Source organism: Extibacter muris, from assembly GCF_004345005.1.
GTDB classification, from domain to species: domain Bacteria; phylum Bacillota; class Clostridia; order Lachnospirales; family Lachnospiraceae; genus Extibacter; species Extibacter muris.
In genome coordinates this window covers 1-24,343 of the sequence record NZ_SMMX01000001.1, presented here as the reverse complement: position 1 = coordinate 24,343, position 24,343 = coordinate 1, and the positions used below count along the sequence as shown (strand labels likewise).

Annotated in this window: 20 protein-coding genes; 5 read left to right on the top strand and 15 right to left on the bottom strand. The window is 44.6% G+C overall.

Annotation, left to right across the window (positions count from 1 at the left end):
- Nucleotides 1-285 precede the first annotated feature (285 nt).
- The 3 genes from E1963_RS00100 to E1963_RS00085 form a co-directional block, all read right to left on the bottom strand.
- Entirely contained in the window at nucleotides 286-1,488 is a 1,203-nt protein-coding gene (locus tag E1963_RS00100; protein WP_132273726.1) for a tyrosine-type recombinase/integrase, read from the bottom strand.
- Nucleotides 1,489-1,746: 258 nt separating this feature from the next.
- Nucleotides 1,747-2,829: a replication initiation factor domain-containing protein gene (locus E1963_RS00090; protein WP_132273724.1), complete on the bottom strand. Its 1,083-nt coding sequence runs from the start codon at nucleotides 2,827-2,829 to the stop codon at nucleotides 1,747-1,749.
- Nucleotides 2,830-2,924: 95 nt separating this feature from the next.
- Nucleotides 2,925-3,254, bottom strand: a complete 330-nt coding sequence (locus E1963_RS00085; RefSeq protein WP_132273722.1) for a hypothetical protein — start codon at nucleotides 3,252-3,254, stop codon at nucleotides 2,925-2,927.
- 248 nt (nucleotides 3,255-3,502) lie between these two features.
- Between E1963_RS00085 and E1963_RS00080 the strand changes: the two genes are divergently transcribed.
- Nucleotides 3,503-4,189 (top strand): transcriptional regulator, encoded by a 687-nt coding sequence (locus E1963_RS00080; protein WP_132273720.1) that lies wholly within the window; start codon nucleotides 3,503-3,505, stop codon nucleotides 4,187-4,189.
- Nucleotides 4,190-4,315: 126 nt separating this feature from the next.
- Here E1963_RS00080 and E1963_RS00075 read toward each other — a convergent pair whose 3' ends face one another.
- From E1963_RS00075 to leuS, 4 genes are all read right to left on the bottom strand, one after another.
- Entirely contained in the window at nucleotides 4,316-6,055 is a 1,740-nt protein-coding gene (locus E1963_RS00075; protein ID WP_132273718.1) for a DUF262 domain-containing protein, read from the bottom strand.
- Between the two features lie 58 nt (nucleotides 6,056-6,113).
- Complete coding sequence (locus tag E1963_RS00070) at nucleotides 6,114-7,013, bottom strand: FRG domain-containing protein (RefSeq protein WP_132273716.1); 900 nt, start codon at nucleotides 7,011-7,013, stop codon at nucleotides 6,114-6,116.
- A 3-nt stretch (nucleotides 7,014-7,016) separates the two neighbouring features.
- Nucleotides 7,017-7,280 (bottom strand): hypothetical protein, encoded by a 264-nt coding sequence (locus E1963_RS00065; RefSeq protein ID WP_132273714.1) that lies wholly within the window; start codon nucleotides 7,278-7,280, stop codon nucleotides 7,017-7,019.
- Between the two features lie 389 nt (nucleotides 7,281-7,669).
- Nucleotides 7,670-10,093, bottom strand: a complete 2,424-nt coding sequence (gene leuS, locus E1963_RS00060; RefSeq protein ID WP_132273712.1) for a leucine--tRNA ligase — start codon at nucleotides 10,091-10,093, stop codon at nucleotides 7,670-7,672.
- A gap of 171 nt (nucleotides 10,094-10,264) precedes the next feature.
- Between leuS and E1963_RS00055 the strand changes: the two genes are divergently transcribed.
- Together E1963_RS00055 and E1963_RS00050 are read left to right on the top strand one after the other, a co-directional pair.
- Nucleotides 10,265-10,687 (top strand): hypothetical protein, encoded by a 423-nt coding sequence (locus E1963_RS00055; RefSeq protein WP_049727392.1) that lies wholly within the window; start codon nucleotides 10,265-10,267, stop codon nucleotides 10,685-10,687.
- Between the two features lie 106 nt (nucleotides 10,688-10,793).
- Nucleotides 10,794-11,966, top strand: a complete 1,173-nt coding sequence (locus E1963_RS00050; RefSeq protein ID WP_132273710.1) for a CapA family protein — start codon at nucleotides 10,794-10,796, stop codon at nucleotides 11,964-11,966.
- A 63-nt stretch (nucleotides 11,967-12,029) separates the two neighbouring features.
- On the opposite strand, the gene E1963_RS00045 is transcribed toward E1963_RS00050, so the two are convergent.
- The 5 genes from E1963_RS00045 to E1963_RS00025 all read right to left on the bottom strand — a co-directional run bounded on the left by E1963_RS00045 (nucleotide 12,030) and on the right by E1963_RS00025 (nucleotide 19,628).
- A complete protein-coding gene (locus E1963_RS00045) occupies nucleotides 12,030-12,962 on the bottom strand; it encodes an AEC family transporter (protein ID WP_132273708.1) in 933 nt (310 codons plus the stop codon).
- Nucleotides 12,962-14,593, bottom strand: a complete 1,632-nt coding sequence (locus E1963_RS00040) for a CvpA family protein (protein ID WP_132273706.1) — start codon at nucleotides 14,591-14,593, stop codon at nucleotides 12,962-12,964. Before E1963_RS00040 ends, E1963_RS00045 begins: the two co-directional genes overlap by 1 nt.
- Before the next feature lie 28 nt (nucleotides 14,594-14,621).
- Nucleotides 14,622-16,067, bottom strand: coding sequence for a TrkH family potassium uptake protein (locus E1963_RS00035; protein WP_132273704.1), 1,446 nt, complete (start codon nucleotides 16,065-16,067; stop codon nucleotides 14,622-14,624).
- Between the two features lie 18 nt (nucleotides 16,068-16,085).
- Entirely contained in the window at nucleotides 16,086-17,444 is a 1,359-nt protein-coding gene (gene trkA, locus E1963_RS00030; RefSeq protein ID WP_132273702.1) for a Trk system potassium transporter TrkA, read from the bottom strand.
- Between the two features lie 105 nt (nucleotides 17,445-17,549).
- On the bottom strand, nucleotides 17,550-19,628 hold the full coding sequence (locus tag E1963_RS00025) for an elongation factor G (protein ID WP_132273700.1): 2,079 nt from the start codon (nucleotides 19,626-19,628) through the stop codon (nucleotides 17,550-17,552).
- Nucleotides 19,629-19,863: 235 nt separating this feature from the next.
- Between E1963_RS00025 and E1963_RS00020 the strand changes: the two genes are divergently transcribed.
- Together E1963_RS00020 and aroA are read left to right on the top strand one after the other, a co-directional pair.
- The gene (locus E1963_RS00020) at nucleotides 19,864-20,958 is read left to right on the top strand and encodes a prephenate dehydrogenase (RefSeq protein WP_132273698.1); all 1,095 of its coding nucleotides are present in this window, start codon (nucleotides 19,864-19,866) and stop codon (nucleotides 20,956-20,958) included.
- Complete coding sequence (gene aroA / locus E1963_RS00015) at nucleotides 20,948-22,246, top strand: 3-phosphoshikimate 1-carboxyvinyltransferase (RefSeq protein WP_132273696.1); 1,299 nt, start codon at nucleotides 20,948-20,950, stop codon at nucleotides 22,244-22,246. The genes E1963_RS00020 and aroA overlap by 11 nt, the downstream gene beginning before the upstream one ends.
- Nucleotides 22,247-22,336: 90 nt before the next feature.
- Here the strand turns inward: aroA and E1963_RS00010 are convergent, their stop codons facing one another.
- The 3 genes from E1963_RS00010 to E1963_RS00005 form a co-directional block, all read right to left on the bottom strand.
- Nucleotides 22,337-23,314, bottom strand: coding sequence for an anti sigma factor C-terminal domain-containing protein (locus E1963_RS00010; RefSeq protein WP_132273694.1), 978 nt, complete (start codon nucleotides 23,312-23,314; stop codon nucleotides 22,337-22,339).
- A 157-nt stretch (nucleotides 23,315-23,471) separates the two neighbouring features.
- Nucleotides 23,472-23,603: a hypothetical protein gene (locus E1963_RS21190; RefSeq protein WP_279230664.1), complete on the bottom strand. Its 132-nt coding sequence runs from the start codon at nucleotides 23,601-23,603 to the stop codon at nucleotides 23,472-23,474.
- A gap of 74 nt (nucleotides 23,604-23,677) precedes the next feature.
- Nucleotides 23,678-24,205, bottom strand: a complete 528-nt coding sequence (locus E1963_RS00005; protein ID WP_132273692.1) for an RNA polymerase sigma factor — start codon at nucleotides 24,203-24,205, stop codon at nucleotides 23,678-23,680.
- Nucleotides 24,206-24,343: the final 138 nt, after the last annotated feature.

Genomic DNA, 24,343 nt, shown 5'->3' with positions numbered 1-24,343 from the left:
ACCTCATCCATGAAAACCAAATCGGTACCGTTAAAAACATAAGTATAATATGGCGGATAGATATGACAATGTTGTTTTATACACCGGACTACAAATCCGTATGTTATAAAAGACGCAGATAATGTCTCCATTATCTACGCCTTATTCCACCACTGCTTTGAAATAGTTACCCTATCTTCTTTCGATTGCTTTATTTCTGCACAATATTTATTTCTACTCAAAAATGTTGATTTTACGCTGTTTTCCGCTATCTATCTTCTGATTTACTCCATTTTTACTCCAAATTTAAGCCACTATTTTCAGTTCGACTACTTCTTCCTTTTTCTTTTCTTCTGAAACGTGCGTGTATAAATCGGTTGTCGTTGCCAATGTGGAGTGACCTAAGAGTTTCTGTACTACCTGTTGGTCTACTCCGTTTTCATAGCACCTTGTAGCGTATGTATGTCGCAGAGTGTGACAGGTAAACAGTTCAAATATCTTCGGCTCTCTCTTTTCTTCCTTTGCCAGTTCAATCTCTATTACATTGATTTTTGTCACATAGTCTTTGATTGCACTATTGACGTTGTAATAGTAAACTGGCGAACCGTCCGAACAGGTAAACACCAAATTTTGAAATTCTTTATGCTGTCTCCATATTGAGCGTTTCCACATCTTCTGTTCCATCTGCTTTATCTTCTGATTCTGCAAAATCTCATACACTTCATCTGTCATAGGTATCACACGATTGCTTGATGTCGTTTTTGCCGTCGTATAGAAAAATTTTGAACCCTCAACAGGACTGGAAGCCTTTGAATAACGAATTGTCTTATTGATTGTAATTTCTCTTTTCTCAAAATCACAATCTTCCCATTTTAGTCCAAGCACTTCTCCAATTCGACACCCTGTGGTCACAGCAAACTTCAATACATTGATGTGTATGTAAGAAGAAGCAAATGCAAAAAACTTCTCTTGTTCTTCTTTCATCAATACACGCCTTTCGGCTTTTACTTTTTTTGGCATTTCCACACCGATACAAGGATTTTTTCTAATGTACTCACTCAATACTGCTTTATCCAACATATCACTCAGCATAAATCGAATATTTGATACTGTTCCATGTGCCAGTCCAGTATCCATTAAATCATTCAGAAATTTTTGAATGTGATATGTCTTGATGTCCTGCAAATACATTTTCCCGATAGAGTTCTTCACTCTTGCATTGTAGTAACTGTGATTCTTATAAATCGTAGTCATTTTGACCGTTTTCTTTTTATACAACTCCGTCCACGTTACATACCATGCATTTAAAGTGATACTTTCGCCATTGCCATTCAAACCATGTTCATCTTCATAAACCGCTTCACGCAATTTCCGTTTCAACTCATTCAGTTTAAAATCATAAAGCGTTTTTCTTTTTCCTGTTTTACTTGTGAATCGTGCAATATAACGCCCGTCTGCTCTTTGTGAAATCCCTTTACCAAGTTCTTTGCCTTTTAAATCTTTACCCATACCTACTTTCCTTTCTGCTAATGAAAGAAAAATGGTAACGTAAATATTTCAATTTTCATTATATCTGTGCCCCCATTTCTTTTCAAGACCTTTTGCATTGATATTCTAACCATTCATCAAGGCATTTTTTGTTTGCATACAACCGATTGCCAATGCGGACTGTAAATTTATTCTTCGGGTTATTCAATAACTCTCTTGCCTTTGTTTTTCCAATCCCCATATATCCGCAAAATTCCTCTAAATTCAATAATGCTTTCTCTATGTAGTTTTCCCCCTTTCGCTAAAATACTGAGCCTTTTTGTAATCATCAAATAACCGTCTTTGCGTTTTGTTCATTTCTCCATTCTTTATCAAATTCCCGATATAATCTCTTTCTTCAATCTTTCCCAACTCTGAAAACAATTTCAAAGACGGAGCAACGTACTTCTCTAACCACTCCCATATCCTTTGCAGACTTTTCTTTTGTGGTTGCATAACCAGTTTGACTTTTCCAATATCATTCATCAGGTCTGCCCATGCACCATAAGTAGGATAAAGCCTTTTCCGAGTGTTTGTGCTGTCTGTCGGCTTCTCTAAAAACCGTATCTTACTATTCAGCACTTCCATTGCCAGTCTTGCCACATCTTGATAGTGTAACAATTCTTTTACCACGCTGACTGCCATTTCCTGTCGAAATCGCAACTCGTAACGATTCCAGTTTGTATCAATCTCTATACCATATTTTCTGCTCTGCTCATATCCTTTTTCATAAAATACCAGTCGTAGGTTACTTGCAGAACTTCCGATATACAGACTGCCACCTTTACTCTGAAAGACTTCCTCTTTCAGTTCTCCCGAATCATGGAAATCTATCTCCCTCAATTTGCTTGATAAAAGTCCCTCTTTTGTCCTCTGTATAAGTGTTGGGATATTCAAATAAGGTTTTCTATCATCAATCGCCAAATCAATTCGTGGAAAATTCACATTATATCTGCACACTCTTTTCAAGAAATCAAACCATGTTTCTTCATTGATTTGCAGAAAGTTCTCATAATTTCTACACCCTGTACCGCTCATTAAAATCTGAAATCCCTGATATTGTGCCTTTCCAGTCGGCTTCAACACCTTAATATTATCAAAGACACCCACCAGTTCATGTCCTGCAATGCCTTTCTGATAATCTGACACTTCCATAAGTTCTAACGGTATTCTCAACACTTCCTCTATCACTTGTTCAAGGGAAATTTCCTTTATGGTTATCTGACACCAATCAATTAATGCTGTCAATTCCTCTTTCTGCCGTATTACTCCCCTGTTAGTATAGGGGAGTTCTGAAAGAAAACTTTCGTTTCTTTCGTCCAATCTATCACTCTCCTTTATCCGCAATAGCCAAAGCTACTGCCTTGCCCCTCAACCTGTCCGTTTGGTACGGAGCAGAACAAGGGGCAAAAATCTGTTTACATCTGCTTATTTGAAATGGTACGAATACCTTTGCAGACAATCCGTTCTACTAACACAGGAAAATTGCCTCTCTGCACATAAGGAGAATAGACCGCTTCTTCCAACTCCACCACCGCATAAGGTTCAATCTTTGGAAGTTCCGTTGCTTCTAAACGAATATCCACACTATTTCCTAGTTTCATACTTCCAAGATGAAGTTTTAAAGCTTCCACTTCCTCTGTTTTCTTTTTGCTGTCTTTGTCATAGCGGTAACAGTTATCCGCACCCATAAAGCGAAGTTCTCCAAAGGCTTCTTTCACTTGTTCCTTTGTCAATGTAATCTGCATACATCTTCCTTTCTCCCCGTTCTGCCGATAGGACAGCCACACTTATTTATATTGCAATTTACGACGTCGTTATAGGTTCAGTTATTTCTGAACTAACTATATCTTAGCACAGCATTATTCGTTCTGCAATAGAAAGTTTAGTTTTTTATAAACTTTTTGTTTTCTTTTTTCTGAACATGTGGTATAGTATTCTTAAACGATAAGATATGAGAAGTTATAACAAGATATGGAAAGAAAGGATTTTTCAGATGAATACAATCTCAGAACGTATTAAATTTGCCATGAAAGTAAGAAATAAAAAACAGATAGAAATTGTCCGTGATACAGGAATCAGCAAAGGTGCGTTTAGTTCCTATCTTTCGGGACAGTACAATCCAAAACTAGATAAACTACAACTAATTGCCGATTCATTAGCTGTAGATGTGAAATGGCTCAATGGAGAAAATGTGCCTATGCAAACTCCAACGCAGAAAACAGACACTTTACCTCAATATGTCTTTTACAACAACGAGTGTACGGAATATCTTCTTGATGATTTGCATGATGTGTATATCGGTATGATGAATGAACATTCTGCCCTCATTCCACGGTTCTACGTTCTTGTAAACCGTAGTATGAATGAAATGCACATACTCCCTATGTTCTTCAAAAAAGATTCTTCTAAATTTTATGAATGTCCGAGTGAATTTTTCAATACTGACAGCCACAGCATTTTCACAAAAGATTTTGACAGCATTCACATGGTTTTAGAAACCTCTATTGTCTACTACTACGGAATTGACAACGAAACACATAAACCGAGAATCACAGAACTGACCTATTCACAAACAGAAAGGTGTTACCAAACCACCACAAAACAAAACATATCTGCTATTCCCGAATTTCTGAAAGAACTGAAAAAAGAATCACTGTATCTAAAACAGAACGCCCAGTAACAGACAAGAGGACTTGCAAGGTTCTGACCTTTCAAGTCCTCTGTTGTATCATGATGTTGTTGGCTGTGTCCGTTCTGTCAAGGACTGCCCTACGGCGTATCGGCTTCGCCTTGTTCCTTGACATCACTAAATTATAAGTAAATCCGTTTCTTTAAGATAAGCAATAAACGTTTTTTTCATTCTTTCTGCACGTTCTACTATGTTACTTTCTGTAAAGCTATCATTATCAATAGCTAAAGACAATAGCTCTTGAATTTTTGTTCCTTCTTTTACTTTTCCAGAATCTGTATGAAACCCTTGATAATATTTCTTTTTATCTTGAAAACGATAATCGGAGGCTCTAATATTGATTTTCTCTTCTAATAATGCCTTATTTCCTATGGATTCAAGATTATTTTTATCTTTCAATGTTTTTTCATTTTCTTGTCTTTTTTTAGGGAAAATATGTTCTATCTGCAATTGAGTATCCAAACTTAGCAATATCTGCTTTTCATCATGAAATGCCCACCAAGCCAACATTGATTTTGTAATAGGTCTTCCATTTGTAAAGCTATAATTATCTAAAACGTTTTGAACTTGTTCAACATCAAATTTGTAATCCTTAAATTCCACCTGTAAGCCATCTATTATATTTATCATTTCTGGATAAGCTGGTGTCCTCAAGGCATTAACCCCCGGATGTACTAATGCATATGTCCAGATAAATGCAATAATTTTATTCAAGAAATAATAAAACTTTTCTTCATCCAATTCTCCGTTTTCATTTTTATTTTTCAAAAAATATACACTTACCAGATATGTCCACATACCATTTGGAGCATATTTCAAAACAAAAAGTTTTCTAAGTATTCTATCAGAAAATGTATCATCTTGATATACTACATTACTCCAAAAAGTTGCCAAATCTTCTAAGTTCTTTAACGTCTCTTCTTTTTTTAACAAACTATATTTATCTTTTTCATAAAATTTTCTCAATGCTTCCGTTGTGGTTTTACGATTACGTTGTTTTGCTCTTTCATAGTACATATATCTCGTAAACAACTCATCCATGGGAGAACCTGACGGTGCTTGGAAAATCTTATCGCTTAACTCTTCGAGTGCTTTCCATCGACTAATAAACTCTCCTTTTCTGCCCTGATCCGAATAAAATTTATAAAACTGTGCTTTAAAAATATCTGTATCCGATAAAGGCTTTCCTCTATCATTTAAAGTAGAAAAAATTCTTAATGCCGTATCTTGTGATTCAGCTTCAATAGGCAATAAAATACAATTTTTCAATATGCGTGTAGGTAAATATGCAAAGTAAGATGGATACTCCTGTAAAAATTCATTTATTCTCATTTCAAAAAATCTATACGTTTTTGCATACCTACTTTTATGGTCGCTTTCCACTACTCCTGTTTTTAAAATAGTCAAGAACTCTTCTTTATCATCATCTGTTGATACTTCTGAATCAATTTTTAGTTTATTTTTATCAGGCTTTCCAAATTCATCAGTTTTCCAAATGCATCTTGCAATATCATCTCTTGTACTAATTGAATTTTCATCTTGCATATTCGTGAATTTAGAATAAAATGCACGCAGGAGCAACATTAGCGTTGTCAATCTTTGTTGTCCATCTATAATCTCTAATTTATTATTATTTTTGTACGTAACTATCGGTCCTAAAAAATATTCATCATTTTCACTATCGAACTTGGAATAATCATTTTCCGGGAAAGCAAATGAAAAAATATCATCCCATAATGTCTGACACTCCATTTCTCCCCATGCATATGGTCTTTGATAGTCTGGAATTAAAAAATCAGATTTTTTATTTTCAAAAAGTTCTTTTATTGTCTGTTGGTCTATATTTAATTTTGACACTTCATTTCTCCTTTGTAACAATACAATTCTTCTCTTCTTTTAAACACTACTAACCACATTATTGTTTTATATTTATTTCTGCAAACATTTTTTTCTTATCCAAGAATTTTCTATCCGCCAATTTATCACCTAAAACATTTGAAACAACCTCTTTTGTATCTGATAATCCTTTTGACATAGAAATCTTAACTTTTTCTTTTATATCTCTTTGTTGTGCACTATTTTGCAATTGCTCTTTTAATATAAGTGTTTCTGTAGCTAGCGATGGATATATTGTAGCTTCGCTTATTCCTAATAAATTTAACTCTTCCTTTAAGCTTTCTATAGAATCTGTAGAGATTTGAAGCTCTTTTATTGTAAAACTACGGTTTTCATTAATATCTCCCTCTTCAAAATAGAGAATAAAGTCCCCCTTTTGATTCCGTATTCGCTCTGATAACACACATCCATTTACAAGAATCATTGGATTTAATCTCTTTTTTTGCCCAAACTCCTCATTGTAAAATTTCTCCAATTCATTATTAATCAGATACCCTGCATTGGATTTCTCAGCATATATCAAATAAATAACTGGTTCATTCCCATCATCTTTTTCAACTTTCTCTAAAGCAAAATACAGTGCAACCAATGGATTCTGAGTAACATCTAGAACTCGCGTTGGAAATCCATAATGTTGCAAAATATTAATTATGCTTATCAAGTCATTAAATGCAATATTTTTAAAATAATCATAATTTTTTTCAATAAATTTATATATTGTATTTAGCTCTTCTTGCTTATCAAAATAAAATGAAATATTAGGATAGTCCTTTCTCTCTCTATAAAACGTCGGCAGTAACGTCCAGCCTGCCCTTTTCCCATTTTTTTGACCTCTATAGTAAATTTGTTCATTTGAAACTACCGATTTAAATTCTATAATTTCTTTCAGCAATTCTGAAATTGTGTGTATCTTATCCATAGATTACTTCCCTTTTATCTGTTGCAAAAATAAATCCTTAATTTCATAATCTTCAAGTCCTATTTCTTTCATTAATGCTATCACTTCCATTGGAGACATATTATTAATGGTATCCTGGCCTTGTACATATTGAATCAATTCAACAAATCCATTCCACAATTCAAGATATTTATCACTGATTTCAATTTTAGAATATCTGTTATATATTTGTGTTATCTTCTTTTCAAAATCCTCATTATCTTTTCTTGTATCAACATTTTCAAACATATCATTTTCCTCTCTTACATTAAATAATCTATCAATAGATATTATACGAAAAAACAAAGAAAATCTCAATAGCCCTATACCATATCTTGTAATATCTATATTCCTCGTCTATTCCCATAACAATTATACTTATATTTTCCGATAATATCAAACTAACGTAGGTAATCTATTCACTACCTACGTCAATTTTCAAATCATATTCTTGAAATATTTACTCCATTTTCTTTCGCTTTTTACTCCAAATTTACTCCATTTTAAAAATCTGTTACGATATTTTGCGGTATTTTACGATACCTTTTTCTTGAAGCAAAATCCTTGTAATCCTTGATATTCAGCGAACTTTTCAATGTTTTCAAGCACTTTATTCTGTTGTGAGATTTTCTCTCAAATTATTTCTGCACGATATTGATAATCTTCTTCGGCACATAAATCTCCTTGACTATCGTACCTGTCAGCTTGTCAGCAACAGCCGCCTTGCCTGCCGCGATGGCATCTTCCTTGGACACATCCGCGGGTACCGTTACGACGGCTCTTGTCTTGCCGTTAATCTGAACCGGAACTTCCACTTCATCATCTTTCATGGCATCGACATCATATGACGGCCATCCGGCGTGGAATACGCTGCCTTCATGTCCAAGCTGCTCCCAGAGCTCCTCCCCCATATGAGGTGCAAACGGGGCAAGCAGGACTGCCAGTGTTGACAGTGTCTCCTTGTCTACTCCGCCTTCCTTCCTGGCGATGTCAATCAGCTTGTTGTTGTGTTCCATGAATCCGGAGATTACAGTATTAAGGCTGAAGCTGTCCAGGCGCGTCGTAATGTCATAAACCATCTTATTGCGTACCTTTATCATCTCCCTGGTCGCTTTGATGTCTTTGTCCCTGCTGTCCATCACGAGATTCCAGGCACGCTTCAGGAAACGGTTCACGCCATCGATGCCGCGGTCGTCCCACTCGGCGTCCAGCTCCGGAGGACCGACGAATAGCTCATACATTCTCAGGGAATCACAGCCGTAATCTCTCACCAGATCGTCCGGTGATACTACATTTCCTTTAGACTTGCTCATCTTGATGCCGTTCTTGCCGGTAATCATACCCTGGTTGAACAGCTTTTTGAAAGGCTCGTCGAAGTCAACGGCTCCGATGTCACAGAGGAACTTTGTATAGAAACGGGAGTACAGCAGGTGAAGAACCGCATGCTCCACGCCGCCGATATACATGTCTACCGGGAGCATCTCATCTGCTTTTTCTCTCGATACGAGCGCCTCGCTGTTGTGGTTGTCCACATAGCGGAGGAAATACCATGATGAACCTGCCCACTGAGGCATCGTGTTCGTCTCACGCTTCGCCGGCTTGCCACATACCGGACACTTGCAGTTCACCCATTCGTCGATGCCGGCGAGGGGAGACTCGCCTGTGCCGGTCGGCTCATACGACTCTACATCAGGCAGCGTCAGCGGAAGTTCGTCTTCCGGCACCGGCACGGCACCGCAATCCGGACAATGGATGATAGGTATCGGCTCGCCCCAGTAGCGCTGGCGTGAGAACACCCAGTCTCTCAGCTTATAATTAACAGTAGCTTTTCCGATTCCCCGCTCTTCTATCGTATGTGGCGCTTCCTTTTTCAGAACGGCGGACTCCATACCGTTCCACTCGCCGGAATTGATCATCGTTCCGTTCGCTTCTGTGTAAGCTTCCGTCATATGCTCGATCTCTTTACCGTCCTTGGCAATGACCTGTACGATCGGTATGCCAAATTTCTTCGCAAACTCAAAGTCACGGTCATCATGGGCAGGAACACACATGATTGCACCGGTACCGTAATCTGCAAGGACATAGTCGGACAGCCAGATAGGCGTCTTCTCTCCATTGAGCGGATTGACTGCATAGCTGCCGGTAAATACACCGGTCTTTTCCTTATCCTGCATACGGTCTACATTCGATTTCATCGAGGCATCATAGATGTATTTCTCAACCGCATCTTTTGTCTCGGGAATGGCAAGGCTTGCGGCAAGCTCATGCTCCGGCGCAAGTACCATGAACGTCGCACCATACAGCGTATCCGGCCTCGTCGTATATACGGTAATCTTCTCGTCTCTTCCATCCACCGGGAAATCTACTTCTGCACCGTATGACTTGCCGATCCAGTCTGCCTGCATCTTCTTGACCTTTTCCGGCCAGTCCAGCTTGTCGAGGTCGTTCAGCAGACGTTCCGCGTAAGCGGTAATCTTCAGCATCCACTGGCGCAGGTTCTTCTTCGTCACCTCTGTGCCGCAGCGTTCACATTGGCCGTTTACAACTTCTTCATTAGCAAGGCCGGTCTTACAGGAAGGACACCAGTTGATAGGAAATTCCTTTTCATATGCCAGACCTTCTTTAAACATCTTCACGAATATCCACTGTGTCCACTTATAGAATTCCGGGTCTGTCGTGTTCACTTCCATATCCCAGTCGTACAAAGCCGCTATCTCATTGATCTGGCGCTTGATGTTCTCCACATTCTCCGCCGTAGATTTGGCAGGGTGCACCCCCATCTTGATGGCATAGTTTTCCGCCGGAAGGCCGAAAGCGTCCCATCCCATCGGATGGACAATATAATACCCCTGTAGTAATTTATATCTGCTCCAGACGTCAGAAATCACATATCCTCTCCAATGTCCCACATGGAGCCCGTTTCCCGACGGGTATGGGAACATGTCCAGACAATAATATTTCTGGCGTTTTCCATTCTCATCTTCTTTGACATTCACCGGGGCCTGCCCCCATCGCTCGCGCCATTTCTTCTCTATTGCCTTATGATTATAAGGTGTGCTCATGGTTCATTCCTCCTATTTTAACACTATTTTTAATTGTACCACATGCGTTTTTTGTGTCAAGTTATTACCCTCAATTTATTTCACTTTTCTGGTTGTCTATCATGCCGAATTAATGTATAATAAAAGACAAGAAAATACGTATGTCAAATACATAAAAAAGGAGTGTTTCCCATGGTAAATTTATTGATTGGCCCGAAAGGCAGCGGAAAGACACAGCAGATGATCGAACAGGCTAACAGCCAGGTGAAAGTCTGCAACGGCAATGTAGTATTTATTAAGAAGACACATCGTGATACGGCAAGCGTGGCGTTTGATATCCGCACAATCTGTATGGATGACTTCAAATCTATCGAGAATATTGATGAGTACATCGGATTTTTATATGGCATGTATAGTTCCAACCACGATATTGAATGTGTATTTATCGACGGACTTTTAAAGCATGCCGATATATCATTAGACAACGTACCGGAATTTATTGAGAGGCTGAAAAAGGTTTCGAGAGAATGCGACATTGAATTCTACGTAAGTCTCAGTGCTACGAAGGATGAGCTGTCCGGAATAGACATGGCAGACTGTACGTTATTGAACTAGGCTATGGAGGCGATGTTCCAAAGATATAATTTATCTGTAACTACATAAATAAGAGAATGCGGGGCAGTTCAGGTATGAACTGCCCATTTTACAAGAGAAAAAAATTATGAGTGGGATTAGAGACGCAAAACGGAAAAGGGACAGGCGCAGGAAGCAGAGGAAGCTGACGTTGATGCTTGGCGCCCTCTTCACCGTCATATTGTGTGTTGCGGTCGTTGCCGGCGTAAAGAGCATGATTACGAAGAGCACGCCCAACAGCGGGAAGAATACGGCTAAGAAAGAGATAAAGAAAGACAAGCCTGACACTTCCAAAGTTGAGATTAAAAATATTGTCATCCATACGAAAAAAGATAAAAGAGACTCCGCCAAGTCTACCACCATCACCGTCAGCTCCATCGGCGACTGTACGCTCGGCACGGATGCGAACTTCAACCCCGACACGAGCCTGAACGCGTATTATAACGCCCGGGGCGCCGACTATTTTTTCCAGAATGTTCGGCCGATACTAGAAGCGGACGACCTGACCATCGTCAACATGGAAGGAACGCTAACCACGGAGGAGCAGCGCGAAGACAAGACGTACGCGTTCAAAGGGCCGCCGGAATATGCCGCCATCCTGTCCGGCAGTTCGGTGGAGGCGGCCAACCTTGCCAACAACCACAGCCGGGACTACGGTGAGAAGAGCTATACGGATACCATCACAGCCCTGGAGGATGCCGGAATTGCCACCTTCGGCTATGAGCGGGCGGATATCATGGAAATCAAAGGTGTCAAGGTCGGGCTGACAGGCATCTATGAACTGGCGGAACATATGGAGAAGAAGCAGCAGGTCAAGGAAAACATCGCAGCCCTCAAGGAGGCCGGAGCGCAGCTTATCATCGTCAACTTCCACTGGGGCATCGAGCGTGAATATGTCCCGAACGACACGCAGAAGGCATTGGCACGTCTGGCCGTCGACGAGGGGGCTGACCTCGTCATCGGACATCATCCGCATGTGCTGCAGGGCGTGGAAAAGTACAAAGGAAGATATATCGCCTACAGCCTGGGCAACTTCTGCTTCGGCGGAAACTCCAACCCGGAAGATAAGGACACGATGATATTCCAGCAGACGTTCACCATAACAAAGGACGGCGTTAAGAAGGACGAAAATATCAATATGATACCGTGTTCCTTGTCATCGGCGAACGGATATAACGATTACAGCCCGGTTCCATTGGAAGGTTCAGAAAAAGAGAGAGTATTGAACAAGATAGACGAATATAGTCAGGCAATTGAATGAATTTTGAAAGGGGTCAGACCCCTGCTGCGGCAGGAAGTCTGACCCCTTTCAAAATATTTCAAATTACACTAAATATTCGTACAATAATGTCATGGCCGGCATCGATATAATGCAGAAGATGATGGACATTACATTTATGACGCTTGCATACATCGCGTCCTTATTATATATCTGTGCCAGCTGTGTCACCATCGCCGCAGCCGGAGCCGACCCCGCCAGCAGGACCACGAGCAGTATGTACTCTGCGTCTTTATGCAGCCCCTGCATTCCGGCGAAGCAGAATACTGCGATGAACAGCAGGGGGAATGCGATCAGCCTGATGAAGCAGATGAAATACGGCCTCTTCTGCCGGAATACCCATTTCAAATCGATATTTCCTATTATCATTCCTATGACGAGCATGCTGGCCGGCCCTATCATATCCGCGAAGCCCCCGATACAGTCCCGTAGCGGAACCGGAAGGCGTATGCCGCCTGCAAAGAGGACCACGCCTGCAAATATAGCTATTATGTTGGGGTTCAGAAGTATCTTCTTATAATTCTTCTGCGGTTCCCGGTCAATGACCCCGATTCCGTGCGTCCAGAGCAGCAGCGTCTGCACGACCATATACGCGGTTGAATAGAACACCCACTCCTGGCCGAGTACAGAAGAAACGAGCGGGACGATCAGGTTGCCCGAATTGGAATAGATAACCGACATCTTCTCAATAGGATTCAAGTGCAGGGGCTTCTGCACAAGCCTCGTCAGGCCCACAAGAAGGGCATGGACGATAACAGCTCCTGCTGCTGCCAGCAGGAGCCCCATTATCTTATCTTTTGTCAGTGTTATCTGAAAGGAATTCACCACTACGCAGGGGGAACAGACATATACTACGATATTGGACAGGACCTTGCTGTCCTTCGACTCAAACAAGCCGGCTTTTACCAGCACATAGCCCGCCGCCATCATCAGGAACAGGGCTACGATCTGTTCAGCCAATAAGATACTAAGTTCCATTATTCCTCCGCTTTCGTATTATCCTCTGCATTGCCTTCCGCAAGAGACATTACCGTGTTGGCTTTCTCCCCTTGCTTATATTCTACCGTGACTTCCTGCCCTACGTCGTATTTGACGATATCGATAAAGTCGACTACAGATACATCAAATATCTCATCCGAGCCTTCCAGCATAATATAATAGTGGGACGAGCCTTCGATCACCGCCTGGGCGATCTTTGTTATCTTGCCGGTGGCTGTCATCACTTCTCTCGTGTCTTTTTCCGCCTCTTTCACGCCATTGCTCAGCAGCAGTTCAAGATAATTCTCCTCACACTGGCTTACGCTGTCTCCGATAGCCACGATCTGGTATTTCTGTACGTTTACCATGGCATACTTCTTCACAAGCCCGGCATCGTCCTTCAGCGCCATAAAATACGTCGGTTCATCTGATATATTTAAGAGCAGCGGGAAGGTCGCTGTGTATTTCAGGTTCTGTACCTGCCCTTCTGCAGAAGACATGGCCGATGTCTCCGTGGCACCTTCCACCTTATAGTACTTCGTCTCCATCGTCCGCTGGTTCGACAGGACGAACCCGACATTGGACTGGTCTCCGTTCACGGAAGTGACGCCTGTATACATCCACACATCATCGTCCAGCGCCAGATAATTATAGCCGTCCGTCGTCTTCAGGCAGTCCTTCTGTCCAAGTACGCTGTTAAAAAAGCCATGCTTCAGCGTTCCGTAATAATCGAACAGATCTACGAGCAGATCTGCCGAATAGGCACGGTCTACCCACTGAGGTACGTTTTCGATATCATACTCCTCCGTCTCTCCGGTAACTGCATTACAGAGCACGACCTTGCCTACCGTCTCTCCACCGAACAGGCCGATGTTGAACTTCTTGACCGGAGCGATCCAGAACGGAGTCCCCTCTTCGTCTATCTCAAAACTCAAATCGTCGTAGATATACGTAGGGTGGGCAAATCTCAGATGCCGGTATATGTTCCGGTTGAAATGCTCGCTCGTCGTGTACTTTATCCCGTCTTCGAGCTTAACCAGCTCTGTAGACTGAGTCGCCATATTGATACGGATATAAGCCGGTATTCCTTTGGACCGGTTCGTAAACCATTTGATTACGCTTGCATACTTCAACGGCGTCACCCGCACCGGATTGCCTTTGTAGTTGATCTGGCTGTATATTTCATCCGCCTCGAACTGGGATACCATGTCTACCATGCTTCCCATCTTCCTGTCGCCGAGGAGTTCTGCCGTGTCTTTATCCAGCAGGGGGATCTTGTCAAAGGACAGTTCCTCTACGTCTTCTGCAAACTCTCCTTCTTCCACCTTCATCAGCTTCTGGTATTTCTTGGCGTTGATGATAGGGGAGGATAGCAGTGCCCCGATGAGATATATCACGCCTACGCCAAGAACAAGAAATCCAAGCGTCTTCATCACTTTATTCTGTTTCAGCTCCCCTCTTCCCAGCTTCTTACGCACTGCATACAGCACTGCCGCGGCAGCCAGCAGGAACAGGATGAAAAACCAGACATCGGTAGAATGGATGTTGATAGCCGGCAAAGAGACGTAATAATACAGACCTGCTGCCAGTATGATAATGATTGCGACAATAAGTTTCCTAGACTTTTTCATAAACTTCTCCTTCTCTTGATTCCCTCCTCTAGAACTTTCTCCTCCATGCGGACAGTGTAAACAGCATGAGGAACGGGAATATCTCAAGCCTTCCTGCCAGCATGTCAAAACAGAATACTATCTTGGAAAGTGGTGAAAATTCTGCAAAGTTGCCTGCCGGTCCGACATCATTGATACCGGGACCGATATTATTCAGCGTCGCCATGACTGAACTGAATGTAGTTCCAAAATCCAGATTGTCGATGGATATAAGCAGTACAGAGCCCACGACAATCCCCATATATGCCAGCAGATAGATATACACGACCCGGAGCACGTCCGGCCCAATCTTCTTGCCGTTGATCTTGATGATATTGACGGACTTCGGATGCAGCATCTGCTTCATCTCCCGTCTGATGCTCTTGATGACGATCATGAAACGGGATACCTTGATACCGCCGCCGGTCGAGGACGCACAGGCGCCGATGATCATTAGCAGAATCAATATGCACTGCGACAGCATCGGCCATCCATTATAATCAGCCGTCGCGTATCCGGTAGTCGTTATGATGGAGGCTACCTGGAACGCCGCGTATCGTAACGCTTTCAGCGGGTTCGGGAACTGGCCGCTTATATTCAGCGTTATGATGGCAATCGCACCGGCTATGATTCCGAGATACACCCTGAGCTCCTCATTCTTCCATACGGATTTGGCCTCGCCAAGCAGAAGGAGGAAATAGAGGTTGAAGTTAATACCAAACAATATCATAAAGACGGTGACGACACCATCGATATATGCGCTTTCAAAATGCCCGACGCTGGCGGCATAATTTGAAAAACCGCCGGTCCCGGCTGTTCCGAAAGCATGGATCAGGCTGTCAAACATATCCATGCCGCCGCATAGCAGAAGTATGACTTCTATGAGCGTTAGCCCGAGATACATTGCGTATAAAATCCGTGCCGTGGACATCATCTTCGGCACGAGCTTATCCTTTTCAGGACCCGGTACTTCAGCACGCATGAGGTACATCGTATTGTTCTTATCCAGGCTTGTGAGGACCATGACAAACACGAGCACGCCCATGCCGCCGACCCAGTGTGTAAAGCTCCGCCAGAAAAGCATGCACTGGGGAAGAGCCTCTATATCTATCAGTATAGAAGAACCCGTCGTAGTAAAGCCGGATATCGTCTCAAACACCGCATCCAGATAATAAGGGATGCAGCCGGACAGCGTAAAGGGCAGGGCTCCGAACAGGGACCAGAGAATCCAGGCGCTTGCAACGATTATCATGCCCTCTTTCCCGTAAATCGTACGGTTCTGAGGCTTCCGCTGCCCCGCGATAAAATAAAAGACAAGCAGTACCGCCGATACCGGCAGAAAATAAATGGCGTCCTTCTCTCCGTAGACAGCACCCACCAGTGCCGGAAGAAGCAACAGAATCGCTTCCACTCCAAGCATCTTGCCCAATATAAAACGTATCATTTTCGTATTCATAACTTTCCTTTAGACTCCCTATGCAAGTATATCGCTCAAATCATTGATGACATGTTCTTTTGTAATGATAATCACACTGTCCCCGACTTCCAGATGGTCTTCCCCTCCCGGAATGATAATCTTTCTTTTACGCCCGATGCAGGCGATAAGGTTATTCGGCTTCGTCGGCAGGTCCTTCAGCGGTACGTTCGTATATGGGCCCTCTTTTTTTATAATGAACTCCTGTGCCTCTATCTTGCCGTTGATCAGCCGGTACATCGTCTCCATGTTCACGCTTCTGGCCGAATTGTTCCTCGCCCTCACGTATCCAAGTATGGCATCTGCGGTCGCGCTTTTGGCTGAGATGATACTGTCTATCCCAAGCCCTTCCACCATCTGCGCCCTCGTATCTTCATTTACCTTGGCTACTATCTTGCTGACACCCTGCGTCTTGGCAAACAGCGCCATGATGATATTTTCCTCATCCATCCCGGTCAGGGCAACTACCGCGTCTGCGCTCTGGATGCCCTCTTCAAGAAGCAGCTCATGGCTTGCCGCATCGCCGTGGATTACTGTCGCACGCGGCAGATTCTCGCAGAGCACTTCGCATCTCTTCTCATTTTTCTCAATGATCTTTACCTGCATGCCCGCCTGCAGCAGCTGCCCCGCAAGGTAGAAGCACACGTGCCCGCCACCGCAGATCAGCACTTTCCTCACCTTTGTCGTCTTGCGCCCAAGTGCACAGAAGAATGACTTCAGCTCCTGGTGGGCCGCCGCGATATGCAGCTTGTCACCTTTTTCCAGTACAAAGTCACCGTCCGGTATAAACACTTCCGTTCCTCTTTTTACCGCACATACGAGAATCTTTATCTGATATTTCTGGTAGATTTCAGCAAGTGACAGCTCTACGAGATGGCTCTCTTCGCGGACAGGGAACTCGACGAGTTCTACCCTCCCCTTCATAAATGTCTCCACTTTGCTCGTCTCGGGGAAAAGCAGCACCCGTGCTATCTCATTGGCCGCCGCCAGCTCCGGGTTTACTGCCATGCTCAGGTGAAGGTCTTCCTTGAGCAGATCGATCTGCCGGTAATAGACTGGATTCCTGACCCTCGCAATCGTATGTTTTGCACCAAGCCTCTTTGCCAGCAGGCAGCTGAGCATATTGAGCTCATCTGTCGACGCGCAGGCAATGACAAGATCTGCATGGGGCACATCGGCCTGCCTCTGAATCTCAACATCCGCTCCGTTTCCTGTAATACAGAATATATCCAGCTGGTTCAGCGCCTCCTTCAACTTTCCTTCATTCTGGTCAATCAGCACAATGTCGTAATTCTCTTCGGATAACTGAGAGGTCAGCTTATGGCCGACTTTGCCGTCACCTATGATCACTATTTTCATTTTCTATTCCTCTTATTTATTCTCTAATGTTTTCGGTATAGCATAGAGATTATAGCACTTTTGTATTAAGAAAAAAAGCCCTTAAGGGCTTTTCTTCTATAATTATTACTCGCTCTCAGCAGCACGCTTTGCAACTTCAGCTTCCTGGATATCAGAAGGAGTCTGCTCATAGCGGCTGAATTCATATTCATACGTGCCTCTTCCGCCTGTCATAGAGCGAAGGACCGTACAATAACCGAACAGTCCCGTCATCGGTATGTCGGCTTCAATCACCTGCCGGCCCCCGGCAATCGGATTCATGCCGAGCACACGTCCGCGGCGCTTGTTCAGGTCACCCATGACATCACCGGTGTAATCATCCGGAACCGTGACTTTCAGAGAGGCGATTGGCTCCAGCAGCACCGGGGCAGCCTCCATGAAGCCTTTCTTAAATGCCTGCACCGTGGCAGTCTTGAACGCCATCTCAGAAGAGTCAACCGGATGGTAGGAACCATCATACAGCGTGGCCTTGACACCGACTACCGGATAGCCGGCAAGAGGACCTTTGACGACAGAATCCTGAAGTCCCTTTTCCACTGCCGGGAAGTAGTTCTTCGGCACGGCTCCGCCGACGACCGTCTCTGCGAATACGAAAGGCGTCTCCAGATTTCCGGACGGCTCGAATGTCATCTTGACGTGGCCATACTGGCCGTGTCCGCCGGACTGCTTTTTATATTTCGTATCTACATCGGATTTCTTCTTTATCGTCTCGCGGAAAGCAACCTTCGGCGTATCCAGGCTGATCTCGCATTTATATCTTGCCGCAAGCTTGCTGGCCGCAATATCGAGATGCTGATCGCCCATGCCGTAGAGCAGCGTCTGCCTGTTCTCGCTGTCGTTGACAGCCTTCAGCGTGACATCTTCTGCCATCATCTTCTGGAGCGCCTGGGATACCTTATCCTCATCGCCTTTATTCTTGCATATATACTTCATATATGTGTACGGCTTGGAGTATTCTGTCCTTCCGTACAATACAGGGGTCCCTTTCGCAGAGAGCGTATCTCCGGTCCTTGTGCTCGACAGCTTGGCAATCGCCCCGATGTCGCCTGCAAACATCTCTGTGACTTCCACCGGCTTGTTTCCTACCATCGTATATATCTTTCCAAGCTTCTCTTCCGTATCCGAGTCTGCATTGTAAAGCACATCTTCACCTTTCAGTACGCCGGAACACACTTTGATAAAAGAATACTTTCCGATGAACGGATCCACCATCGTCTTAAATACGTAGGCCGACTTCGCTTTGGAGAACTCGTAGTTGGCCTCGAATATCTCATTCGTCTTGCGGTTGATGCCCGCGCATTCTCTGTTGGCCGGGCTCGGGAAGAACCTTACGATATCTGAAAGCAGGTTGGCAACGCCCTGTGCCTGGATATTGGATCCCATGGATACCGGCACGATGCTTCCGTCCATAACTTCTGTCCTCATAGCCGCACGAATCTCTTCCACAGAGAATTCCTCTCCCGCGAAATAGCGTTCCATGAATTCATCACTCGTCTCGGCAACGGCTTCGAGCAGCTTTTCCCTATATATTTCAAGATTTGGCTTGCAGTAATCCGGAATCTCGCATTCTTCACGCTCGCCGATTCCTGTATAGCGCCGTCCTGCATTTTTTATGACGTTGACATAGCCTACCAGCTTTTCATTTTCACGAATCGGCTGGAAATGAGGGGCTATCACCTTCCCGTATCTGTCTGTGAGCTCCTGCACCACTTCGCGGAAGCTGGCATCATCCACATCCATCTCTGTTACGTATACCATACGCGGCAGATTATATTTGTCGCACAGCTGCCATGCCTTCTCTGTCCCTACCTGCACTCCTGCTTTGCCCGATACCACGATAACCGCTGCATCCGCCGCGCTCACCGCCTCCTCTACTTCGCCCACGAAGTCAAAATATCCCGGAGTGTCAAGTACGTTAATCTTGGCCTTCTCCCACTCGACAGGCACTAAGGTTGTACTGATTGAAAATTTACGTTTCTGTTCCTCTTTATCAAAATCACTAATCGTGTTGGCATCCGATATCTTTCCCATCCGATTTGTTGCTCCTGATACATACGCCATAGCCTCTGCAAGGCTCGTCTTACCGCTTCCTCCGTGCCCCAAAAGGACTACGTTTCTAATCTCATCCGTTCTGTAAACCTTCATAATTCGCTGCCTCCTTATATTGGTAGAATCTCATGTATATATTGTACTAAAACTTGTACGTTTTTACAACTCTTTTATGCATGCTTTACAATAAATAGTGCTTCTCTACTTTAAAGCGCTATAGTATTGACAAAAGATAGAAGAAAAGATAGAATTTAGGACGTAACCTTTTTGAAAAGTGTTACGTCCCAAATTAAACTTTGACCTGTACCCATTTGAAGAAAGGTGTGTACCTATGTATCATAAAATTGGTTTTATCGGTCTAGGCCTTATCGGCGGTTCTATCGCGAAAGCTGTCCGGCAGTATTTTCCGGATTATGAGATCATAGCATTTGACAAGAACAGGGAGACGCTTGCCCTCGCCACGCAGGAGTCTTTGATTCATGTGGCGGCAACTTCTATTGACGACAATTTTAAAGGCTGCAGCTACATTTTCCTGTGCGCTCCTGTCTCTTACAATACCGCTTATCTGAAACAGATTGCGGGATATGTGGATGATGGATGCATCCTGACAGACGTGGGCAGCGTAAAGACGAACATCCATGAGGAGGTGGAAGCATTAGGGCTTGAGGAGCACTTTATCGGCGGCCACCCGATGGCAGGATCTGAAAAGAGTGGCTATGTGAACTCCAAAGCCATGCTTATCGAAAATGCGTACTATGTCCTGACGCCATCCGCAAAGGTTCCGGAGGAAAAGACAGAACGGTACCGGAAATTCGTCGAAGCCTTGAAGGCTATTCCGGTCATTCTCAGTTACAAGGAACACGATTATGTCACCGGTACGATCAGCCATCTGCCCCACATCATCGCCTCCAGCCTTGTAAATTTTGTGAGGGACACGGATACGGAAGAAGAGATGATGAAGCAGCTGGCGGCCGGGGGGTTCAAAGACATAACGCGGATAGCTTCGTCCTCTCCTACTATGTGGCAGCACATCTGCCTGAAGAATAAGGAAAACATCTCCAGAATTCTGGAGGATTATATAGCAACGCTTCAAGAGGCCAAAAGAACTGTAGACGCCGGTGATGAACGGGGGCTTTATCATCTGTTCGACAGCTCCCGCAGCTACCGCAATTCCATACCAGAATCTTCCGCGGGTCCAATCAAGAAGGCCTTTGCCGTATATTGTGACATCATAGACGAAGCAGGCGGTATCGCCGCTATCGCTACCATACTGGCATCCAACAATCTGAATATTAAAAATATAGGAATCGTACACAACAGAGAATTTGAAGAAGGGGTTCTGCGCATTGAATTCTACGATGAGGTATCATCCTCAAGAGCGGCGGATTTACTGCAGAAATTCAGGTATATCGTATATGAGCGTTAAGTATATCAGTAAAACTTCCGGGCTGAGAGGAACTGTAAATGTTCCTGGCGACAAGTCCATCTCCCACCGTGCCGTCATGCTTGGCTCCATAGCACTTGGAACGACGGAAATCACTAATTTTCTGGAAGGCGCAGATTGTCTGGCAACCATAGGCTGCTTCCGGAACATGGGCGTAGAGATTGAACATAAGCCCAAAAGCATCCTCGTACATGGAAAAGGCCTCAGAGGCCTGCACGCACCTGAAGGGATATTAGATGTTGGAAACAGCGGTACGACCACCCGTCTCATATCCGGAATACTCAGTGGACAGAATTTTACGTCCGTCCTCTCCGGCGACGAATCATTAAATTCTCGTCCCATGGGACGTATCATCACTCCCCTTCGGAACATGGGTGCTACGGTCACAAGCGTGGATGGCAGCGGCTGTGCGCCGCTGAAAATCGAGCCGGGCTATATACACGGCATCCACTATGAATCCCCTGTGGCATCCGCGCAGGTCAAGTCTGCTGTCCTGCTGGCCGGATTATATGCGGACAGCGAAACTTCTGTCACAGAACCGACCCTGTCACGAAACCATACGGAACTGATGCTCCAGAGCTTCGGTGCTGCTCTGACAGCAACGATGCATCCGGACGGTCGTGCCACCGCTGCAGTAGCACCTTGCCGGGAGCTATACGGCCAGCAGATCGATGTACCCGGAGATATCTCATCCGCAGCATACTTTATCGCGGCCGGGCTCACCGTACCCGGTTCCGAACTCCTGATTAAAAATGTAGGTACCAACTTTACAAGAGCCGGCTTCCTGAACGTATGCCAGAACATGGGGGCAGATATCACCCTAGAAAACGAGACCATACAGAGCGGCGAGGCACGCGCGGACATCCTCGTAAAGCCAGACCGGCTCCACGGAACCGTTATCGAAGGAGACCTTATCCCGTCACTCATTGACGAGATTCCGGTCATTGCTGTCATGGCTGCATGCGCCGAAGGAACTACTGTCATCCGCGATGCTGCTGAACTTAAGGTCAAGGAGACAGACCGTATTCAAACCGTTACCGAAAATCTTCGCGCCATGGGCGCACATATCGCCCCGACAGAAGATGGCATGGTGATAGAAGGGGGGCACATGCTAAAAGGGGCATCTATCGAAAGCCACATGGATCACCGCATCGCCATGTCCTTTGCCATAGCAGGCTTATCGGCCGAAGGCGAGACCCAGATCCATAATAGCCAATGTGTAGATGTATCCTATCCCACATTCTGGGAGACAATCGAAAACCTGCACTAAAACCCGCTGCCGTATCAATCCGGTACAGGTCAAAAGTCAATTTGGGACGTAACTAAATTCAAAAAGGTTACGTCCCTATTCACATAATTTTCACAATTTGAGCTGAGCGTCCATAAGGTATATGCCGTCTACATCTGAATCTGACAGCATTTGCAGCAGTTCATCCCTGCCCGCATTTACCACCACGCCATATCCGTTTGCCCCATTCTTCTGCACGTAGTCCAGCGCGTTTTCATACTTCTGTCTGTTGAACACGTTCTCCCCCGGTACGTCTGATGTAAATATCTGTCCGAACTTTTCGTTATCTTTCATGTAAGCCAGCATGGAGGTGACATGCTGCGTCGGTACATCTGCGCCTATCTCTCCCTCTTCTTCGTACTGTGCCAGATCCAGATATGGGTATCTTATCTGGTCATAGCTGTCTGTCCTTACGTAGCCTGCGGCATCCGGCCTGTATCCCATGAAACCGGACATGGTCCCTCTCTGGTCCTCATAGGTCTCGAAAGGAACGTAGAGATATTCCCCGCTGTATTTCTTCATGAACGCTGCAAGCTGCTCCGTATCTTTTGCCTCTTTGAATGACAGGGCCGCGCGCACGACCATAGATTCGGACAAACCGCATAGTTTTCCGGCAGCTTCCTCTACTGTCGTTCCGGCGTATGTCTCCCTGTCTTCCACCGAGTAGGTAAATGCATTTACGGGAAGATCCGGCTGGTTCCAGCTCATATCCGTCCAGTAGAGGTGGTCTTTATTCAGTTCTAGATAATGATGGCTTATCCTGCCGCTTATCTGCGTCTGTACGTCCAGGGAATGCCTTCCGTACCCCTCCGGGCGTACGTTGACAGAGGCGAATCCTTTGTCCCCGCACACAAGCTCCATATATACAGCCATGTTCAAATCAAGCGGCGGCTGTGTATTTCTGTGACTGGACGGGTTATAATATATGGCATCCATAACAGGAGACAGGGCGTGAATAGCGATAAATACGAGCAGCAGCACGACCGAACCTGTCACCACTGCATAGCGCCGCAGCTTTCTGTTTACTGCTCGGGATATCCTGCGGCCCATTTCGTTGTAAGCCCTGCCCTTTTCTGCCCTTCCGTCATTCTCCTCCTAATATATAAGTGTAGGGTTTCAGTACCCAACAGCCAGTTGGGACTTAATCCTCTCATTGTTTAAGCTGTATAATGAGCAGGCATTGGTGTGACGTTTTCTCCTTGGACCATCAGGTGTCCGCCGGAAAGCCAGTCACCCAGCCTATCATTTGCAGCTTTCCGGCAGCTCCCTCTTCTTCTGCATACAGCGCCTCATCCATACTGCTGTCCAGATATTCCAGCAGCACTCTTGCCTTATCCAAGTCTTTCTCTATCCGGGCTTTCTCCTATTCCCCTATCTCTCCATCTACATAGTTCCTGAACCGTTCTGCATAATTCATCTGCCACACCTTCTTTCTGAATCCGTTTCGTCAATACACTGCCCGTCGGTATCTTCCAGCATCTTCTTAAGCTTTCGCTTGGACCGGTAAAGGATGACCCGGGTATTGCCCTGTCCTGTTCCGAGCTGCCGGCTGATTTCTTCCTGTGAAAGGCCGGCAAAGTAATATAACACGACCGCTTCCCGTTCCCGTCTGCCCAGCCGGAAGATCATCTCGTATAATCTTCGGTTCTGCTCCTTTTGTATAAGCTGTTCCAGCACTTCCTCCGCCTCGTCTGTCAATGCCATTTCCTCCATGGCATCCATCCTGCGGTCCTTTCTCCACAGGTCTATATATAGATTTCTAGCCACCTTAAGCAGCCATGGAAGTACCTCCTCTGCCTGTTCGAGGGAACAAAGTGCCTTCAGGAACGTCTCCTGCGTCAGATCTGCGGCAGTCTCACGGCTGTGACAAAGGGAAAAAAGATAAAGGTATACCGGTTTCATATACTTTATATACACTTGTTCAAGCAAATCTTTTTCCACTTTATCACCCCCCTAGTATAATAATGATGTAATCAATAAGACTGCTTGGTTAACAAGTTTCTATATAGATAACAGAAGAAGGCGTTCTTCCTTCATCAGATGTTATCCATAATAATTATCATGTCTGACGGTTCCTGA

Bases quoted from the DNA above. Each gene is read 5' to 3' on its own strand.
- E1963_RS00070 (WP_132273716.1), bottom strand. From the start codon at position 7,013: ATGGATAAGATACACACAATTTCAGAATTGCTGAAAGAAATTATAGAA.
- E1963_RS00065 (WP_132273714.1), bottom strand. From the start codon at position 7,280: ATGTTTGAAAATGTTGATACAAGAAAAGATAATGAGGATTTTGAAAAG.
- E1963_RS00085 (WP_132273722.1), bottom strand. From the start codon at position 3,254: ATGCAGATTACATTGACAAAGGAACAAGTGAAAGAAGCCTTTGGAGAA.
- E1963_RS00045 (WP_132273708.1), bottom strand. From the start codon at position 12,962: ATGGAACTTAGTATCTTATTGGCTGAACAGATCGTAGCCCTGTTCCTG.
- E1963_RS00025 (WP_132273700.1), bottom strand. From the start codon at position 19,628: ATGAAGGTTTACAGAACGGATGAGATTAGAAACGTAGTCCTTTTGGGG.
- trkA (WP_132273702.1), bottom strand. From the start codon at position 17,444: ATGAAAATAGTGATCATAGGTGACGGCAAAGTCGGCCATAAGCTGACC.
- E1963_RS00010 (WP_132273694.1), bottom strand. From the start codon at position 23,314: ATGGGCCGCAGGATATCCCGAGCAGTAAACAGAAAGCTGCGGCGCTAT.
- E1963_RS00100 (WP_132273726.1), bottom strand. From the start codon at position 1,488: ATGGGTAAAGATTTAAAAGGCAAAGAACTTGGTAAAGGGATTTCACAA.
- E1963_RS00055 (WP_049727392.1), top strand. From the start codon at position 10,265: ATGGTAAATTTATTGATTGGCCCGAAAGGCAGCGGAAAGACACAGCAG.
- E1963_RS00020 (WP_132273698.1), top strand. From the start codon at position 19,864: ATGTATCATAAAATTGGTTTTATCGGTCTAGGCCTTATCGGCGGTTCT.
- E1963_RS00080 (WP_132273720.1), top strand. From the start codon at position 3,503: ATGAATACAATCTCAGAACGTATTAAATTTGCCATGAAAGTAAGAAAT.
- E1963_RS00050 (WP_132273710.1), top strand. From the start codon at position 10,794: ATGAGTGGGATTAGAGACGCAAAACGGAAAAGGGACAGGCGCAGGAAG.
- aroA (WP_132273696.1), top strand. From the start codon at position 20,948: ATGAGCGTTAAGTATATCAGTAAAACTTCCGGGCTGAGAGGAACTGTA.
- E1963_RS00040 (WP_132273706.1), bottom strand. From the start codon at position 14,593: ATGAAAAAGTCTAGGAAACTTATTGTCGCAATCATTATCATACTGGCA.
- E1963_RS00035 (WP_132273704.1), bottom strand. From the start codon at position 16,067: ATGAATACGAAAATGATACGTTTTATATTGGGCAAGATGCTTGGAGTG.
- leuS (WP_132273712.1), bottom strand. From the start codon at position 10,093: ATGAGCACACCTTATAATCATAAGGCAATAGAGAAGAAATGGCGCGAG.